This is a genomic window from Pseudalkalibacillus decolorationis (assembly GCF_024609785.1).
GTDB lineage: Bacteria > Bacillota > Bacilli > Bacillales > Fictibacillaceae > Pseudalkalibacillus > Pseudalkalibacillus decolorationis.
Map to the genome: position 1 here is coordinate 25,334 of NZ_JANHJQ010000002.1, position 17,428 is coordinate 42,761.

The 17,428-nt window shown below is 37.5% G+C and carries 12 protein-coding genes and 3 pseudogenes; 11 read left to right on the plus strand and 4 right to left on the minus strand.

The annotated features are described in order from the left end of the window. Positions 1 to 7: 7 nt before the first annotated feature. The 4 genes and pseudogenes from NON16_RS02080 to NON16_RS02095 form a co-directional block, all read left to right on the plus strand. A complete protein-coding gene (locus NON16_RS02080; protein WP_257346688.1) occupies positions 8 to 1,417 on the plus strand; it encodes an L-cystine transporter in 1,410 nt (469 codons plus the stop codon). A gap of 31 nt (positions 1,418 to 1,448) precedes the next feature. Next, complete coding sequence (locus NON16_RS02085) at positions 1,449 to 1,835, plus strand: RidA family protein (RefSeq protein WP_257346690.1); 387 nt, start codon at positions 1,449 to 1,451, stop codon at positions 1,833 to 1,835. Positions 1,836 to 1,983: 148 nt separating this feature from the next. Continuing rightward, positions 1,984 to 3,420 (plus strand): sigma 54-interacting transcriptional regulator, encoded by a 1,437-nt coding sequence (locus NON16_RS02090; RefSeq protein WP_257346692.1) that lies wholly within the window; start codon positions 1,984 to 1,986, stop codon positions 3,418 to 3,420. A 132-nt stretch (positions 3,421 to 3,552) separates the two neighbouring features. After that, positions 3,553 to 3,825, plus strand: a pseudogene (locus NON16_RS02095) (cation:dicarboxylate symporter family transporter); the annotation flags it as partial. Between the two features lie 41 nt (positions 3,826 to 3,866). Here NON16_RS02095 and NON16_RS02100 read toward each other — a convergent pair. Both NON16_RS02100 and NON16_RS02105 read right to left on the minus strand, forming a co-directional pair. Further along, positions 3,867 to 4,304: a YybH family protein gene (locus NON16_RS02100; protein WP_257346694.1), complete on the minus strand. Its 438-nt coding sequence runs from the start codon at positions 4,302 to 4,304 to the stop codon at positions 3,867 to 3,869. A gap of 455 nt (positions 4,305 to 4,759) precedes the next feature. After that, the gene (locus NON16_RS02105) at positions 4,760 to 5,134 is read right to left on the minus strand and encodes a cupredoxin domain-containing protein (RefSeq protein ID WP_257346696.1); all 375 of its coding nucleotides are present in this window, start codon (positions 5,132 to 5,134) and stop codon (positions 4,760 to 4,762) included. Between the two features lie 188 nt (positions 5,135 to 5,322). Between NON16_RS02105 and NON16_RS02110 the strand changes: the two genes are divergently transcribed. Next, a complete protein-coding gene (locus NON16_RS02110) occupies positions 5,323 to 7,272 on the plus strand; it encodes an electron transport protein (RefSeq protein ID WP_257346698.1) in 1,950 nt (649 codons plus the stop codon). A 138-nt stretch (positions 7,273 to 7,410) separates the two neighbouring features. Here the strand turns inward: NON16_RS02110 and NON16_RS02115 are convergent, their stop codons facing one another. Next, positions 7,411 to 8,439 (minus strand): M14 family metallopeptidase, encoded by a 1,029-nt coding sequence (locus tag NON16_RS02115; RefSeq protein WP_257346700.1) that lies wholly within the window; start codon positions 8,437 to 8,439, stop codon positions 7,411 to 7,413. Between the two features lie 675 nt (positions 8,440 to 9,114). Here NON16_RS02115 and NON16_RS02120 point away from each other — a divergent pair. Then, a pseudogene (locus NON16_RS02120) lies at positions 9,115 to 10,007 on the plus strand (sugar phosphate isomerase/epimerase family protein); the annotation flags it as partial. 424 nt (positions 10,008 to 10,431) lie between these two features. Beyond that, positions 10,432 to 11,643, plus strand: coding sequence for a M14 family zinc carboxypeptidase (locus NON16_RS02125; protein ID WP_257346702.1), 1,212 nt, complete (start codon positions 10,432 to 10,434; stop codon positions 11,641 to 11,643). 1,187 nt (positions 11,644 to 12,830) lie between these two features. Here the strand turns inward: NON16_RS02125 and NON16_RS02130 are convergent. After that, positions 12,831 to 13,631, minus strand: a complete 801-nt coding sequence (locus NON16_RS02130; protein WP_257346704.1) for a DeoR/GlpR family DNA-binding transcription regulator — start codon at positions 13,629 to 13,631, stop codon at positions 12,831 to 12,833. A gap of 414 nt (positions 13,632 to 14,045) precedes the next feature. Here NON16_RS02130 and NON16_RS02135 point away from each other — a divergent pair, with 414 nt between their 5' ends. The 4 genes and pseudogenes from NON16_RS02135 (at position 14,046) to NON16_RS02150 (ending at position 17,278) form a co-directional block, all read left to right on the plus strand. After that, entirely contained in the window at positions 14,046 to 15,266 is a 1,221-nt protein-coding gene (locus NON16_RS02135; RefSeq protein ID WP_257346706.1) for a metallophosphoesterase family protein, read from the plus strand. 51 nt (positions 15,267 to 15,317) lie between these two features. Continuing rightward, entirely contained in the window at positions 15,318 to 15,497 is a 180-nt protein-coding gene (tatA, locus tag NON16_RS02140; RefSeq protein ID WP_257346708.1) for a twin-arginine translocase TatA/TatE family subunit, read from the plus strand. A gap of 1,313 nt (positions 15,498 to 16,810) precedes the next feature. Beyond that, positions 16,811 to 16,927: pseudogene (locus tag NON16_RS25525) on the plus strand (alpha/beta fold hydrolase); the annotation flags it as partial. A gap of 219 nt (positions 16,928 to 17,146) precedes the next feature. Continuing rightward, complete coding sequence (locus NON16_RS02150) at positions 17,147 to 17,278, plus strand: YjcZ family sporulation protein (RefSeq protein WP_257346709.1); 132 nt, start codon at positions 17,147 to 17,149, stop codon at positions 17,276 to 17,278. The last annotated feature ends 150 nt before the right edge of the window (positions 17,279 to 17,428 follow it).

Genomic DNA, 17,428 nt, shown 5'->3' on the forward strand with positions numbered 1-17,428 from the left:
ATTCATTTTGGTAACTCTTCAAATTATTTTAAACGTTATTTTATTCCTTATGATTAGTATGGGTTTAATGTACATGCAAAAGAAGTATGTTTCGTTTTCTAAGCGTGTTTTTAGCGCCCTCGGAATCGGGATTGTATTTGGGCTTATCCTTCAGTTTACGTATGGTCCAACATCAGATGTCATTAAACAATCAGTGGATTGGATCAACATCGCTGGAAATGGTTATGTGCAATTATTAAAAATGGTCGTAATGCCGTTGGTTTTTCTTGCGATCCTGTCGGCTTTTACAAAAGCAAAGTTATCGAATGATCTTGGAAAAATTGGTGGTTTAGTAATAGGGTTATTGGTAGGTACAACAGCAATTGCAGCCGCAGTCGGTATTGCATCATCTTTATCTTTCAACTTAGGGGAAATGGAACTCACTCAGGGAGATGCAGAATCGGCTGCCATAGAACAAACAGGAGAACGACTAGGCGATATCGAAAACATGACAATGCCAGAGAAAATCGTGTCACTGCTTCCAGGGAACATTTTTTTAGATTTGACAGGTGCACGTCCTACTTCCACGATCTCGGTTGTCATTTTCGCGGCTATTTTAGGGATTGCCTTTTTGGGAGTCAAGCGGAAAAAGCCTGCACAAGCAGAGTTGTTTGAGAAAATTACTGAATCGCTTTTTACCGTCATAATGAGGGTAGTAACCCTTATCTTACGACTGACACCATACGGAATACTTGCGCTGATAACAAAAATGGCCGCAACCAGCGATCTAAATGCCTTTTGGAATTTAGGGAAATTTATTCTCGCTTCATATGTTGCGTTGCTCATCATGTTTTTGATTCATTTGCTTCTCCTTGCAATGACGGGTTTAAATCCTGTGAAATATGTGAAAAAAGTGATTCCAGTTCTTACATTTGCTTTCTCATCACGTTCGAGTGCAGGAACTTTGCCACTAAATGTAAGTACGCAAAAGAAAGAGTTAGGTGTTCCTGATGGGATTGCTGATATTGCGGGGGCATTCGGAATTACGATGGGCCAAAACGGATGCGCTGGTATCTATCCAGCAATGCTTGCGGTGATGGTCGCACCAACTGTAGGCATTGATCCGTTAAATCCTGCCTTTATTCTGACTTTGATTGCCGTCGTAGGGATTAGCTCGTTTGGTGTTGCAGGCGTCGGAGGGGGAGCAACCTTTGCGGCACTTATCGTATTATCAACAATGAACTTACCAGTTGGGATCGTAGGATTGCTCATCTCTATAGAGCCGCTCATTGACATGGCGCGAACAGCAGTAAACGTAAGCGGAAGCATGACAACAGGACTATTGACAAGTAAAATTATAAAACAACTTGATACATCTACTTATAATAATGAAATCAATCAAACTGAAACGCCAATGATTAAAGAACATATAATCTAATTCAATTTTTTGGAGAGGAAGTGCAAATAAAATGATAAAAACAGTTTATACCGAAAGAGCACCCAAGGCAATTGGCCCTTATTCACAAGCATTGAAGGTCAACGATTTTCTCTTTTTATCCGGTCAAATTCCCGTTGAACCACAAACAAACGAAATAGTAGAACATGATATTAAATTACAAACCCAGCAAGTCATGAAAAATATGAAGGCAATTTTAGAGAATGAAAGTCTTACATTCGAACACATTGTAAAAACGACCATTTTTATTAAGGATATGAATCAATTTTCCTCGGTGAATGAAGAATATGGGAAATTCTTTGGGGAGCATCGACCTGCCCGTTCTACTGTGGAAGTAAGTCGCTTGCCAAAAGATGTACTGATCGAAATCGAAGCTATTGCGTATATTGGAGAAAGTTGAATGAAAGATAGATAACCTAAGAATTAAAAGCAGGCATTGGTTTCTTATAAAATCAATGTCTACTTTTTGTACTGAATCTTCTAGCGTATAATTATAGTTATAGACGATTTACCGATGATGTTACCTAAAGATCAGTGAGGTGTTTATAATGGCCAGTATCGCAAAAATACAAGATTTTGCTCAAGAATACTCAGATAATTTGGCTGAAATTTTAGGGTTGGATGTTTCGATCATAGATCATAACAATATCAGAGTAGCTGGAACGGGTCTTCATCGCCAATTGATCGGAAAGCCAGTTCCAAAAGGATCTTTTTTTGAGACGATCTTAAAAACCGGACGACCAGGGATTATTTTTGACCGACGGGAAGGTAGTAAGAAATGCCGCAATTGCATTTTTAATAAACAATGTACGGAATTGGCAACAGTTGGATTCCCGATTATCAAAAAAAATAAGCCGGTTGGTGTCATCGGTTTTATCGGCTTTACCTCGAGACAAAAGAAAATGATTGTCGAGCATTCCGGGAGTCTATCAAAATATTTACAAAATATAAGTACATTGTTTGAAAACAAATTATCACTAGAAGATTGCCAATTTCACGAACAAGCCCCAGTCCCTCCAAAGAGTTACACGTTTGATTCGATCATCGGTACAAATGCAAAGTTTCAATCCTTAATTGAGAAAGCTCGAAAAATATCCAAAAGCCCTAGTTCTGTTTTGATAAGGGGTGAAAATGGGACAGGGAAAGAATTACTTGCGCAAGCGATTCATTATGGTAGAACGGGCATTAATAAGCCATTTATTTCGGTTAATTGTGGCGCGATTCCTGAACATCTATTAGAAAGTGAACTTTTTGGCTATGATGGAGGCGCTTTTACCGGTGCGAAACGTCAAGGGAAAGAAGGAAAATTCGAGTTGGCAAACAATGGAACCATATTCCTCGACGAGATTGGTGATCTGCCACTTTCTATGCAGTCAAAACTTTTAAGGGTATTGCAAGAAAAGTATATTGAGAGAATTGGCGGTAATCAAATCATTCCGTTAGATGTAAGAGTCATTGCGGCGACGAATAAAGATCTTGAATCAATGGTCAAGAAGGGAACATTTCGGGAGGATTTATATTACAGGATCAACGTTATTCCACTCCATGTGATGCCGTTAAGGGAAAGACGTGATGACATTCCTTTGCTTCTAGCTCACTATACTGGAAAGTACAGTCTTATACTTGATAGGGGTATACCTGGGATGAACCCAATGCTGGAAAAATGGTTGATGAACTATGATTGGCCAGGGAATATTAGACATCTACAAAATGTAGTCGAGTATATGATGAACATGAATGAAACTGATCTACTGGACTTTGATGATTTACCTGAGTATATGAAAGAAGACATTATCATCAAACCTGAAACTCAACTGGAAGAGTCAATGGGGTTGACGGAACTGGTATCTGAATGTGAACGAAACATTTTATTGAAACATATTTCTTCCGATTCTTCTAACATTGATAAGGAGGAAATAGCAAAAAAATTAAATATTAGTCTTACTACTCTTTATCGTAAATTGGGGAAGCATCAAATCTATTAAAATCGTAAAAAGAAAGAAGAGATTTATTGAAGCGATATTTTGATACAAAATGGTATGAGGCGGATGTAGCTGCGGATGGTGGGAAAGCACTCGTTTTGTTCCACCGTTCATACAAGTCCTATTTGCAGGCTCTTTTGTATAACTATCGGACAGAATGGATGTGCAGGTATTTATTGCAATGCTTGCTGTAATGGTTGCACCTTCTGTAGGAATTGACCCCTTATCCGTCTCTTTCATTTTGAATTTAATTGCTGTCGTCGCAATAAGTTCATTTGGTGTCGCAGATATAGGCGGAGGGGCTACATTTGCCGCGCTTTATTGTTTTATCTACAATGAATTTACCAGTTGGAATGGTTTCTCATCTCTATAGAGCCGCTTATAGATATGGGACCTACAGCGGTAAATGAAGCGATAGCATGACAGCATTAATTTTTAGGGTATCATTATTACCTTAAGTTAAAAATGCCCTTCCCAGTTTTCATATTTATAGGCAATGATGAATGTTCATGTATTATGTTCCAAGAGTTATTTTCCTTTCTTAAACCGAATGTGAATCGATTTGTCATCTGACGGAGTTTATCTCCAGATTCGTTGTGAGCAGCGTATGTAACATTACAATGAACGAAAGCGAGATCTTCATTTTCTTCAACGACTAAATCGTCAAAATCTGTTTTGAGTAAAACACCTTCCTCTTTTAAACCTTTAAACCACTCTTTCACCATTTCCTTCCATTGGGAAATGCCGATACACTCCCAGTCTTCCCAACAATCATAAACATGGATATTAGAAGCGCATGAAGATACAAACCTCTCAACATCTTTCTCGTAGACTGCAGATTTGTAATTTTCCAGGACATCCTGAACTTTATTAAAAACAGCGCTCATAAATACATCTCCTTTATTATAATTCTATTTTATTTAAGTTTATCACATCCGACTGCTAAGGATTTCTTCTCGTTTGCTAAAAATCTTTTTTACTCAACAATCCGATTGCTGAATAACGTAATGCTATGTTAATACATGCTATTACCAAAAACCAGACTTTTATGTAATTACCGTATCAAAAACGTTCGTTTTTAATAACAGCTATGACACTATTCAAAAATGAACTAAAACACTATATTGTAGAAAGGATCGAGTAGATCGGAAAAAGGAGTCCTTGCGACTGCTAAAAATGGCGAAGGGAAAATGATAAAGTTTCACGTATCGTAAAGTAGAATCTAAACGCTATTCCTATTGATCATTCTTTCATTCGTCAGGGGTGCGATTACAGAAGATTCAAGTTAGTTTAATACATCAACAATTAAATTACATTTCTCCTGAATCCGTGTCAGCTGGCTTTACTGTTGTTGTATATCAACGGCTATAAGTGTAGAGACCATTGTGGAATGACCTTCTCCACACGGAATCGTACAATAGACTTGATATTCTCCTGGTTCGAACATTACTTTCGTAGAACCTTCTCCCTCAATATTAACGTTCTCCATACCTTTTATGCCAAGACCATGATAACCATCTTCACTCTTAAAGTTGATCGTCACCGGCTTCCCGGCTATTACTTTATAAACCTTTTTGTTAAATTCCCAATTGGTAGCAGTTACTTCAATGACTGTTACTGGGGGATCATCCATTTGCTCTGCTTCATTTTGATTATTTTGAGTGCAAGCTGTCACGAACAATATGATGATTGTCATGAATAACTGTTTATATCCCACATCGTTTCCTCCAAAAAATCTGCATGTGTTTTATGTTCATTCTTTCCTATGACGATAGTTACATACAAAAAATGTAGCCGACCTATGAAGTCAAGATCACATTACTAATTAATCCTAGTAATAACACATAATTGCTTCTCCCTTTCAAATAATACCTTTATGAAAAAAACGTTAAAGGAGCTCAAAAAATGAAAAGGAGAAAGTGGATCATTGTTCCAAGCTTGATTGTCATCCTACTCATTGTGATTGGTATTATTCTTTATCAAGTTGAACCGGAGTATGCTTATATACCTCCGAAAGATAAGGTCTTGAATGATAATGGGGATCTCAAAGGATACGATGTTTGGGGAGTACATACATCAGGAAAAGAAGCCACGATACTAAAGACAGAAGAAGGAAAGTCGACACAGTCGCCAGCCAGTGGCGCTGTAAAAATTGATGACGAACTACTGGAATTAGGGAGAGAAGCCTTTTATCAAGAGACCTTCGGAAATGAAGTTTTCTTGACGGATATCATGGGGATTGTCGATGGAGCCTTTACGATTCCAAATGCGATGAAAGCAATCCTTGCTTTAGGTGGAGAGGGAACCACGAATCTTAGGGTTGAATTAGCCGAAGATGTCACAATAGGGGATAAACAATTTGAAAAAGGCACGAAAATTGACACCGGCATGGATGTTCCTAAGGGATCTTATGCACCTTTAGGGATGCCGGTCACGTTTTCAGAAGGACGATTGAAAGTTGGCATCAGCTGTGCTGCCTGTCATGCAACCGTTGATCGGAATACCCACAAAGTCCTTGAAGGTGCCCCTAATAGAGACTTAAATGCGGGCTTACTGATAGCACTTTCGACGAACTCAGCTGCCTATTTGACTCATACCGATATCTCGTCGTTGAAAGCGTTTCTTAAGGATATGGATCGAACAGTGGAAACATCCGATGGTAAGCAAACTCCTTTACCCGATCCAAAAACTCTTGAGAAAGCTGTCGATCGGAATTTCCTCAAATGGCCGAAAGGTAATTTTGATTCAACAATTGATATGAAAAGTAATCTCACCCAAATTCCAGACTCGTTTACAATCGGTGATCATCCTTATGGTTGGAGTGGCTTTGCACAAGTTGGTGCATTCAAAGGATTGAGTACTTTTATAAATAATGTTCATGCGCAAAATTCCGATTCGCTTTCCCAATCAGAGGCAAGTAAAGCCTTGTTTGGAATGGATAAAGAAGTGTATTTAGGAACCCTTTTACAAAATGCTGCGAATGAAAAATACCGCTATAATCCATCTGAAGATGAGACGCCGTCGGAGTTTTTTGCTTCCGTTGACCCGACTCCTGGTGTTCCAGGTGTCAATGAACTTGTCGCACTGCCACAATTTCCGAAAGTGTCGGCTGTGGCACCCGATGGCTTGATTGTGAGTTCCCCAGGTTATAACTTTAATGAACAGAACAATGGGATGTCAGCGTGGCAAAATACAATCGTTCCACCAAATCCAGACCTAGATGTTGAAAGGGATTCCATCGAATTGGGAGAAAGGGTTTTTTCCAAGGCTGGCTGTATTTCCTGTCATGCAGGTCGATACCTCACAAACAATAAAATTATTCCTGTTAACCGAATTGGTACGGAACCATCCCGGGCCGCAGCATTGAAAAAAACCGGAAAAATCTTCGGTAAATCTGTTTTGTATTCTCCGGATACACCAGTACCCATTCCGGAAAATCCAAAAGTGCTAGAGGTTCCGGTAGATAAATTGGATCCCAATCAAATTAAACTCGGCTTTGCTCACGGAAATTCGCCAGGCGGGTACAAAGTTCCAAGCTTGAATGGGTTGTTTTGGTCAGCACCTTATCTTCATGACGGTGGTGTTGCGGTCGGTACTAATTTAGAAACGGAACTAGGAGCTGCTGGTACGACCATGAAAGGGATTCCGGTTGATCCAAGAAACAGTCTTTTAGCACTAATAGACAAGAGTTTACGGATGGATGTGATACAGTCCAACCGAAATTCAAAGGATTTGCAATCCGTTCACGTCGATGGGAGTGGGCATGAGTTTTGGGTGGACGAATCGACAAGATTCACAAAAAAGGAACAACAAGCATTAATTGATTACCTTTTGTCAATTAACATTGGAAAATGACTTGATATCATAGCATACATTTCCCTAATCCATATCCCTTGGATGAACATAACGCTGTTTTGCCTCAACCTTCAAAATCTATACGTTTTGTTACAGGATCAGAGCATACAACCTCTAGCTAATCTCGTTAAATTTCACTCAGTACAGATTATAACTCTCCTCTGCAGCGTACAATCCTACTAACCTATTTTCCTGCCAAGCTTGATCGAATTCAGATATAGGCAAATGACGTTCACCAGGGTAATTTCCAATTTCCATTGTGAGGGCTGGACGTTTATATTTACTGATGAACCAGTCCGTCATTCCACCACCTGATTGATTTTGTCCTGGGTATATGACTTCATACCCGGTTAAGTTCCCGACCTCTTCAGCATATTGATGGTCCCGGTCATACCGATTACCTGTTTGGTGAAAACTCCAATAAATTACCTTCCCAGCACTATGATAGGGTACAACCATTTCAGGGGCGATTTCCTGTGTGAAATTGACGATTGCTCTAACCTCAGACGAAGAATGCGGAGCTACCCCTTTATGATTTGACCAACTTGGTTCGTCACGGTTGTTTTTGATATTTTCCCAATCTGCATCATATTGGCGATTCAAGTCAACGCCCTTTGCATTGGCTTTCCATCTTGTGAAATCTTTACTACCCTCATTCATTTCTACCAAATCGTCGTGTACCCTTTCTGGAAAAGCGTTTAGACCACTCTGTTGGAGTGTAACCCCATCTGGATTGACCATCGGGACGAACCACATGGTTGTTTTGTCTAGAATTTGGTTTACATTATAACCTTCCATTGTTCGGTTAGCCTCATAAGCCTGTGCATATTGATCGATCATGTACATATTGAGGTTAGTCGTTAGCCATTCCCTTGCATGGTGGGAGCCGTTGAAAAATACCGTCGGTCCTCCAGGTTCTTCAGTTCCAAGGGATACCGCATAGATATCACGACCATATTCACTCTTACCAATTACTTTATATTTGATTAAGTTTGGGTATTTTTCAGCTAAGGACTTGATATCCTTGACCATTTGGGAATAAGTGTAGGTTTGATATGGATTTACGATATTATTGTGAGCATTAGCAGAAGTCGGTAATAATAGAATCCCTAATAAAAAAACTGAAAAACACATAAAAAGATGCTTTAAATTAAGCCTCAATTTCATTTTTTGTATATCCTCCTATAATTATGTAAAAATAGTAAACTATGTACGGTGATTCTCCTCCTCTTTGCAATATTACTTCTCATATGAAGGGTTTCGTAATCTTCACAAGCTATCTTCAACGATCGTTTTAATATATCCTGCAAATTTAATAGGACTGAAGAAATCAAAACTATTTAACTGTTAATTAACTAGTACCATTTATGCAGTGTCTGACACTATTTAGAAACTCTTGTGCCGCAAGGACTACTGTGAGTGCCTGCACTGAGATGTATTCGACATTCTTTTTATTTCTTCAATCAAACGTTTAATAAACAAGCCTCTTTTAACTTGACCTATAGAAGGACAGAGGCATAATAGTCAGTAATCGTGTTTTCAAATAAATTGGATATCTAACAATCGTTGAAGATACTGAGTTTATAATGGTTTTGGTAAATATCGGGACTCAGAATCGTATTCCATAAGCAATCTGGTACTGATCCATATCACGAAACCATAAAGATGATATTATCATGGCTTCTACATATTGTAGGGATCTTTTCACCCGTACATCTCATATTAACAATAATATAAAGGATTTTTTAATGTCTAATACCCATTATTTTTGAGGATTTTAAGAATTTAAAATCTTCAAAAATAATTAATGCGACGCTAGTGTCGATACGTCTATTTTGAAGGGGTGTTGAAGTGGTCGAACTTGGCACTGGTAATTTTCCTGGAAACGCACATTGTAACCCGGATGAGTTGCTAGAAAATCCTGATAAACTTAGAAATTTCAAATGTGCATTTGAAAACAGAGATATGACGATCAGTGGGCTCAGTTGTCATGGAACTCCTCTCCATCCTTCAAAAAAGGCAGCGCGGGAAGCACACGATGTATGGAGAAAAACGGTACTTCTATCTGAGCGTTTAGAAGTTCCTGTAGTCAATGGTTTTTCTGGATGTCCTGGTGACCATATAAACGCAAAAAGTCCAAATTGGGTAACGTGTTCATGGCCACCTGAATATATGGAGGTTCTGGACTGGCTATGGAATGAAGTTGTCATTCCATACTGGAAGGAAGAAGCGAAATTTGCAGATTCCCATGGGATCAACCAGATCGCGTTTGAAATGCACCCTGGTTTTGTCGTTTATAACCCTGAAACGTTATTAAAGTTAAGAGAACATGCAGGACAAAGCATTGGTGCAAACTTTGACCCAAGCCATCTTGTATGGCAGGGGATCGATCCTGTAGAAGCTATCAAAAAGCTTGGTAAGGAAAATGTAATCTACCATTTCCATGCGAAAGATACGTATCTCGATTAGACTAATATAAAAGTAAATGGTGTGTTAGATACGAAACATTATAGCGAAGTCCTCAATCGCTCATGGACGTTCAGATCTGTAGGATATGGTCATGAAAAAAAATGTGGAAAGATATGATCAGTATGCTTCGTGCTATAGGGTATGATTATGTCCTATCTATAGAACACGAAGATATGCTTGGTTCCATTGACGAAGGTTTGGGTAAAGCGATTAAGCTCCTTAGAGAAAACATGTTTAAGGAACAGCTGGCTGAAATGTGGTGGGCATACATTGTATCTTTTTGTGTTTACTTTTCTCCAGTACATTGGGACCGTTCTAGTTTTACAAAGCTCCCCAACTTCATCGAAGAAAATTAGGGGTTTTATTCAATCCGTCTTTGTTTTCGGACCCACTGGAAAAGTGCTTCCTCTTTTCCTCTCTAAAACGTTTAAAACACCTCACATGTTGAATAGGAGATTTATAAAGTAGACGTGGAGGTATAAAATGTCCGTAAAGTACTTGGGGAAGTCTGGTCATGAAATGTAAGTTTTCATATATGAAAGAGACAGGAATTGCTTTTTTATTTGAACATTATGTACTAGGTACAAATCTTCCCATATGACAAATGGTGTGTTTTTTCTTAAAAACAAGGAAATCAAAAAATGAAAAAGGAATTTAAACAATGATAAGAAAACATTCAGGAGGAATTCGATGCGAAAAATGAAGAAAATCGCTATGTTATGCAGTTCTATTGTATTGTCTGTAGGAATGATTAGTCCTGTTTATGCTGAGACTTCAGGTAAAGGGTCAGGAACACCGGAAAATCAAAATTACTCTATTTCGGGATTTATAAGTCATGAAGAATTAAGCAAAAAACTTGGGCAGATTGAGAAAAACAGCCAGGGAAGAGTTGATGTAGAGGTAGCCGGGTATTCGAATCAAGGACGCGAAATTTATAAAGCAACCGTAGGTACAGGAGACAAAGTTTTATTACTCCAAAGTGAAATTCACGGAAATGAAAAAACCGGAACAGCTGCATTGTTAAATATTTTGCAAAATCTCGGATCCAACAACTCTCCCGAAGTTAAGAAAATCAGAGAGGAAGTTACAATCGTAGCGATGCCGATGGTGAATCCGGATGCGACAGAATTAAACCGTCGGGGAAACGACTTGTCTTGGAGTGAAGTTGTTGAGGATTTCCCTCAATTAAATGGAGCTGAACCATCATGGAATTATTACACATATAAAAACGAATATTGGGATTATGCATCAAATCCGGGATTTGACGTAAATCGTGATTTTAACCCAAATCTTGATTATGTGCCTGAATCCGATGATTTTCCAGGTGATTCATCATTACCTGGCTGGTTCATCACACCTGAAGCACAAACTGTACGTGATGTTTATATAAGCCTAACTGAACAGTTTGGAAAGGTCGATGTCTTCGTTGATCTCCACCACCAAGGAGTATACACAATTGAAGGAAGTGGAGAGCCTGTAACTCTTTCTATATCCGGACAGTTTGTTCCTAATCTGGACAGCACTGAGGGAGCAAAATATAGTGAATATGCTGATCAATACAACATAGAATTTTCAAAACAATTAAATGTTGCTGCTTATGACGCATTGCAGCAAATGGGAAATTCCCCGTTCGGAAATATTTCTCTTTATCCGCAAGGGTTGGATCTTCCAGGGACAGCACTTGGATCTTTTGCTCTTAACGGTAGCGGGGCCGTACTGTTTGAAGTCACCGGACAAACACAAAGCTACGGCCAGAAAAAGAGAGGACAGTTAGTAAACGCCGTTGAAACTGGTCTGTACGGCATCATTAACGGTGTTTCTTCCGGTAATGTTTACGAAATCGATGCTGATGAATATCATGACATCCCTCTAACAGACCGTGATCAAGACTATGGATTTTAGATAAGCTAGGTTAACGGCTTTTATATTTAAGAATAAAAGCGCACCGGGATACTAGTTGATATAGGTTCTTTCAATGGGGCATCGAACCCCATTGAAAGAAAAAGATTCCGATGAAATCGCTGATTCCCTTTTGAAAAGTTTTTCTAATATGTCGTTCACTGTAACTGAGTTTTTCTGATAAAGAGCGAATTGAAATGATTCCCTTGGGCAAACATATATTGCATACTTGGTTGTAGTAAGTAATCAGTTTTTAATTCATTTAAAGATAGGAAGTTGTATTAATTTTGATTCAACCTTTTCAATTATTTCTGAAATTCGAGTAGGTGGATATAATATCTTCCATCAAAAACACCGCTTCATTCCCCATATACCCTCCAGAAATACATGATTTCCGATAAGCTCAGAAACAGGATGCCTAAAAAAAGGGTATACAGTGTCTAAATAAAAGCGAAATCCAAATAAGGAAGAGTCTGGAGAAAGGTTTATTACTCAAATTCAGTCGTCAATTCCGTAACAAAGACTCCTTTGGAAAAAGAAGATAAGCTTAGGTCAAAAATAATATCCACGCAGCCATCTGGTATGATACGATGCAATTTATTCGTATTCGATGCATTGAAATCAACGGTCAATAGCAAGCAACATAACATTCTAGACTCTTGGATGGTAAATATTCTCCATATCGATAATTAGAATCTAATAGTTTGTGTTGTAATATAGGTGGCTGAAAAGGACGAAAAAGTCGCATATTGTTTTGTTTCACACTTCCTGTAGAAATGATGAGTTCCAGTAGATCTTTATTGTAAAAAAATAGTAACTAACAAAGGTTATTGTCAACATTTTTCACTTTATCACGCTAAAATGTCCAAAAAAAAAGTTTATTCTACTAAAATAGGTTCATAAAAGTATATAGAAATATGTGAACGTCCGTAAAATATTTTAATAGTTTTACGGACGTAAAAAACGGTCATTATTATTAAAAATTAGGTGCCTGTAAAATTGTAACTATTTGAATGATACCTTTAGACAAAAGACTGAACGCTTAAAACTATTCATTAGAATAAACCAGCTAAAATCTTGATCATTAGCTGGTTTATTGTGTCCTCCGCAGTTACACAGCTGGTTCAATCCTCCGGTGTTGACGGTGTCATTGTATAACTAATGTTCGAAGCCTAGGATGAACAGGGTCATCAATGCTCATTCATGTCACCGATTTTTATCCAATCTAGGTCCTTAATCATTGCATATTTGGACCAATCAATGGGCATTTCCTGATCTGTCATAACACAATCAATGGATGAGAATGACCCGATATGAAAAAGAGCCCTCTGATTAATTTTGGAAGCATCAGCGACAACATAAACTTGTCTTGATCGCTTCATCATAATAGAAGATGCCGTTGCTTCATCAATGTTGAAATCACATATTCCATCATTGTTGATGCCTCCACACGAAATAAAAGCTTTATCAAAATAAAAGTGTTCTAACAAATGATTAGTTAATGATCCACTGATTGACTGTTGCAAGGGGTTCGTCGTTCCTCCAAGTACAATTACTCTACCATCAAATAATTGGTTTTCTAATCGATTATTTAATATTTCGACTGCTGCTAAAGAGTTGGTCACAATCGTGACATTTTTTACGTTTTTAATCGAACTCGCAATGTGCAAGGTTGTTGAGCCTACATCTAGTGCAATGGTTTCTCCATCCATAATGAAAGTTGCGGCAGTTTCACCGATCCTTTTTTTTGGATTATGAGAGATACCGACTTTTTTATTAAAATGGGGTTCTTTAATCGAACCAAAATAGGGAACAGCCCCACCATGAATTCTACATAAATTTTTATTCTCCTCAAGCGTGCTTAAATCTTTTCGTATCGTTTCAGGTGTTACGTTTAATTTCATTGCTAAATCAACGACACTCACTTTATTTTTTATCTCAAGTTCTCTAATGATCATTCTATGTCTATCTGTAATTAATGACTCCTTCATATAGATCTCCTAAGCCCTCGTCGTTTTGATTTGTTTTGTATTAACTAATTATAAGGGCTGAATTTTAAAAAAAGATGATGAAATTATTAACTTTTGTAAATGAAACAGAAATAGCATGTCAAACAAAAACAAAAGCACCTTTTTCATCGAACTTTTCTACCAAAAATCTTAGCATTTTTTCTTAGGAAAGCTATTTGTGTCGTTTTCTTTAGCTTTTGTTTTCTAAGTTTTCTTTGTTTTTTTTACTTGTCTTTTCAGCATGATTAATAGTGTATTAATATTTTTATTCTAAGATGAAAAGTAGTGTAAGGGGATATTGGCGGCATCTCATTTTTAAGTCATGATGCTTGTATTGAAATTTCCCCTCTCTTTTTGATGCTCGGCTGAACAATAAAAAAACTGGAGGTCATTTTGATGAGTAATCAGGATCAAAACAAAGGGTTAGACAGAAAGAGTTTTATAAAAAAAGGAGGAATGGCTACGCTTGCTTTAACACTTGCGTCTACTGGGTTGCCAGTAAATTTATTGAATGACAACGCGCATGCTTATTCTGAAAAAAAACAACATCCTAAGCTCCAATTCAACTCAGATGGTAAGTTTAAAATCGTACAATTTAACGACACTCAAGATGATGAACGCATTGATCGTAGGACAATTGAACTTATGGAGAAAGTTCTTGACTCAGAGAAGCCGGATTTTGTTGTTTTCAACGGTGACATTATTACAGGAGGCTGTGATACAGAATTAGAAATGAAACAAGCCATGAATAATGTCGTTCATCTGGTGGAAAAAAGAGAGATCAAATGGGCGATTACATTTGGAAACCATGATGAAGACTCTTCATCCAAGAGTGGGATGTATGAGAATGACATGCTGAAGTTCTATATGAAGTACAAACATAATATGAACGAACGAGGTGAAAGGGGCCTTACTGGAACAGGAAATATGAATCTCTTAATTAGACAATCAAAAGGCAATAAAGCGGCATTCAACCTCTGGCTTCTTGATAGTGGAAGATATGCACCAGCTCAAATAGCTGGGCAAGATTTTAAAGGATACCCTACTTGGGACTGGTTACGCTTTAATCAAGTTAATTGGTATTATGAGACATCTAAAAAACTTGAGAAGAGGTACCGTTATAAAGTACCTTCACTCGTGTTCATTCATATCCCTCTATGGGAACATCGTTTTATGTGGTATGCAAGTGTAGATAGTCGAACACAAGCCAACCATGAATTGGCAGTGAAAAAGCATAATATAGTAGGAGAAAGAAATGAAGATGAATGTCCAGGTCCGATTAACGGTGGCTTGTTTTCAGCCATGTTAGAGAGAGGAGACGTTAAAGGGGTTTTCTGCGGACATGATCATGTAAACACCTATTGTGGCAACTATTATGGAATCATGCTTGGATATGCTGGTAACACCGGTTTCGGAACATACGGTCTTTCCGGTGCTGATCGGAATAGACTTCGTGGTGCTAGAGTATTCCATTTAGATGAAAATAAGGAAGGGGTTCTTGTAGACACCCATATGGTTTTTGCTAAGGACTACGGAATTGATTTATCAGCGAATGATCAAAGTATAGATCCTTTACCATTAAATAATAAAAACAAGGAAAAAGTAGAGAAAAGATAAGTATGAGCCGTATCTATGGAATAGAAAACAATTTATTATGGAGGACACAACATGTTACAAAGTATAGGCGTACCTGGTCTAATTCTACTTTTAGTTATTGCTCTCATCGTATTTGGACCATCTAAGTTACCTGAAATCGGGCGTGCATTTGGTCATACATTAAAAGAATTTAAAAGCTCAGCAAATGATTTAATGTCAGATGAAAAAGAAGATCGAAGTCGATCGAAGTAAGAGTGTCTTGGCTAACTTAATAGTAAGGGGGCAGACTCTGTGGAGTCAGCCTCCTCTTATGACTAATCGCTTGATATTTAAGGGATTCAGCCTACTCCCCATTTTCGAGGGGACGGGCAAAAATACCCATACTGATAGGAAAGCCTTGACTTTATACATAACAGTCAAGGCTTTTTTGACTATGGAACTTGTCCAATCTATTTTCCTTTTAATATCATACTATGAAATGAAAGGATCAATTTAATAGAAGGGGGGTTATTTTATGTGTTATTACGATACTTGTAAAAAGAAAGATTATTATTATGATCCTTGTGACTATTGTGATCCTTGTAAAAAGAGAGATTATGATTATGATTCTTGTGTCTTTTTTAATCCTTGTAAAAAGAAAGATAAGAAGAAATATTGTTGCTGTTCGTATTATTGAGGAAAAGCTTCTATAGTCTAAAAGAAATTAAGAGGGTAATAAAGAAAGGAGACCTAGCCATATAGATCTATCTATATGGTATTTTTTTGCGTTTTTATCATTCAAAGTACTCGACTAACTCTATCAAATCTTTTGTACCTCGACCTATTCTCTAAAAACGATCGCATCTCCAGGTCACACTTTACCTTTTAATCGGATGAGTTCGGGTCTACTCCTTTTTGTACCTAACATGTTCTCTGCAAGTATTTCGATACTGTTGTATTCGCTTAACAAATTTAATTGCTGTATCATTTATTCCGCCCTGTTTTAAAAAAGTGAACCCTTACATATATTCATATTGGGGTTAATTTGAGCCTAACCACTATTAAAAACATAGGTAGGTGATTAAACTTGGAAAATCAGATGTTTGAAGCTATATACGAGAGGTTTATTATTGAGTTTCAACTAAGGTTGAACCGTCCCTTGTTTGACGATGAGAAAAAGTTTATTGAATGGGTTTCAATGAAGGTTATAGAAGAATATCAAAGATTCCATTCAAAAATACAGTAAATAACATCAAATATATACTTATTTACCAATGCAACAGTCCTGCCCACACCTGATGGTAAAAAAAGGTGTCCCACTGGCTCCTTTTCTCTCAAAAATTTATATCAATAATCTATGTAAGAGATGGACAACTTGTAACGGCAGTTTCAATATGTGTATAAAAAACCCCCGTCCTTGTGAGGGTAAAGAGGTATAGATTACAAGCAGATACTAGGATAACAACTTTGAGTTAATCTTCGTATGAACATTCTTGAACCTATTACTGAATTAGTATAGAAAAACTAGGAGGCTATATGTTTGTTTTTTCATAGAGTATAAAATTCAGTGATTTTGAGTCCATACTCCAGTTTGTGTCACTCACCATTAATCTGTAATAATAGTGGTGATTACTTTGCTGAAACGTTTACCTCTAAACATAAAGTATACCTTGTTGACCTCAGGGACGCTGGAAACTCTTAAAAGGCATCAGAACTCTATTAGTTCTTGGACATTTGCTGTATACTCCACCGGAGGAATGATTGGGTTAATATACACAATTTGTGTTTGTCTTAATAATTAAATTGTCAGATTTAAGTCGAGGATTTTCTTCTTGCCTTTTTTTGTTCTTCCTAGTTGTTAGTCTTTCCAATTTGTCATCACCTTCATAAAATATGGTATCGACTAAAAAGGTGGTGATATTATGAGTGGTTTCGGTAACTTCGGTGGCGACTTTGGTCGCAAAAGAGATAATAATGGCTTTGCGTTAATCGTAGTATTGTTTATCTTGCTTATTATTGTTGGAGCAGCCATGTTTGATGATAAAAAGTATTAATTTAACACAAATAAGGAGACAACGGAATTTAAAACGTTGTTCTCAGAATCGCTGTAGTGAGACGTGCTTCTTTTTTGTTAGGTAAGAACTTCTTTTTATCATTAAGGGGTAACGTCATGGCGTTACCCCTTAATGGAATAATACTAAAGG

Coding starts and splice junctions, on each gene's coding strand:
- NON16_RS02085 (WP_257346690.1), top strand. CDS start 1,449: ATGATAAAAACAGTTTATACCGAAAGAGCACCCAAGGCAATTGGCCCT.
- NON16_RS02090 (WP_257346692.1), top strand. CDS start 1,984: ATGGCCAGTATCGCAAAAATACAAGATTTTGCTCAAGAATACTCAGAT.
- NON16_RS02100 (WP_257346694.1), bottom strand. CDS start 4,304: ATGAGCGCTGTTTTTAATAAAGTTCAGGATGTCCTGGAAAATTACAAA.
- NON16_RS02110 (WP_257346698.1), top strand. CDS start 5,323: ATGAAAAGGAGAAAGTGGATCATTGTTCCAAGCTTGATTGTCATCCTA.
- NON16_RS02115 (WP_257346700.1), bottom strand. CDS start 8,439: ATGAAATTGAGGCTTAATTTAAAGCATCTTTTTATGTGTTTTTCAGTT.
- NON16_RS02125 (WP_257346702.1), top strand. CDS start 10,432: ATGCGAAAAATGAAGAAAATCGCTATGTTATGCAGTTCTATTGTATTG.
- NON16_RS02130 (WP_257346704.1), bottom strand. CDS start 13,631: ATGAAGGAGTCATTAATTACAGATAGACATAGAATGATCATTAGAGAA.
- NON16_RS02135 (WP_257346706.1), top strand. CDS start 14,046: ATGAGTAATCAGGATCAAAACAAAGGGTTAGACAGAAAGAGTTTTATA.
- tatA (WP_257346708.1), top strand. CDS start 15,318: ATGTTACAAAGTATAGGCGTACCTGGTCTAATTCTACTTTTAGTTATT.
- NON16_RS02150 (WP_257346709.1), top strand. CDS start 17,147: ATGAGTGGTTTCGGTAACTTCGGTGGCGACTTTGGTCGCAAAAGAGAT.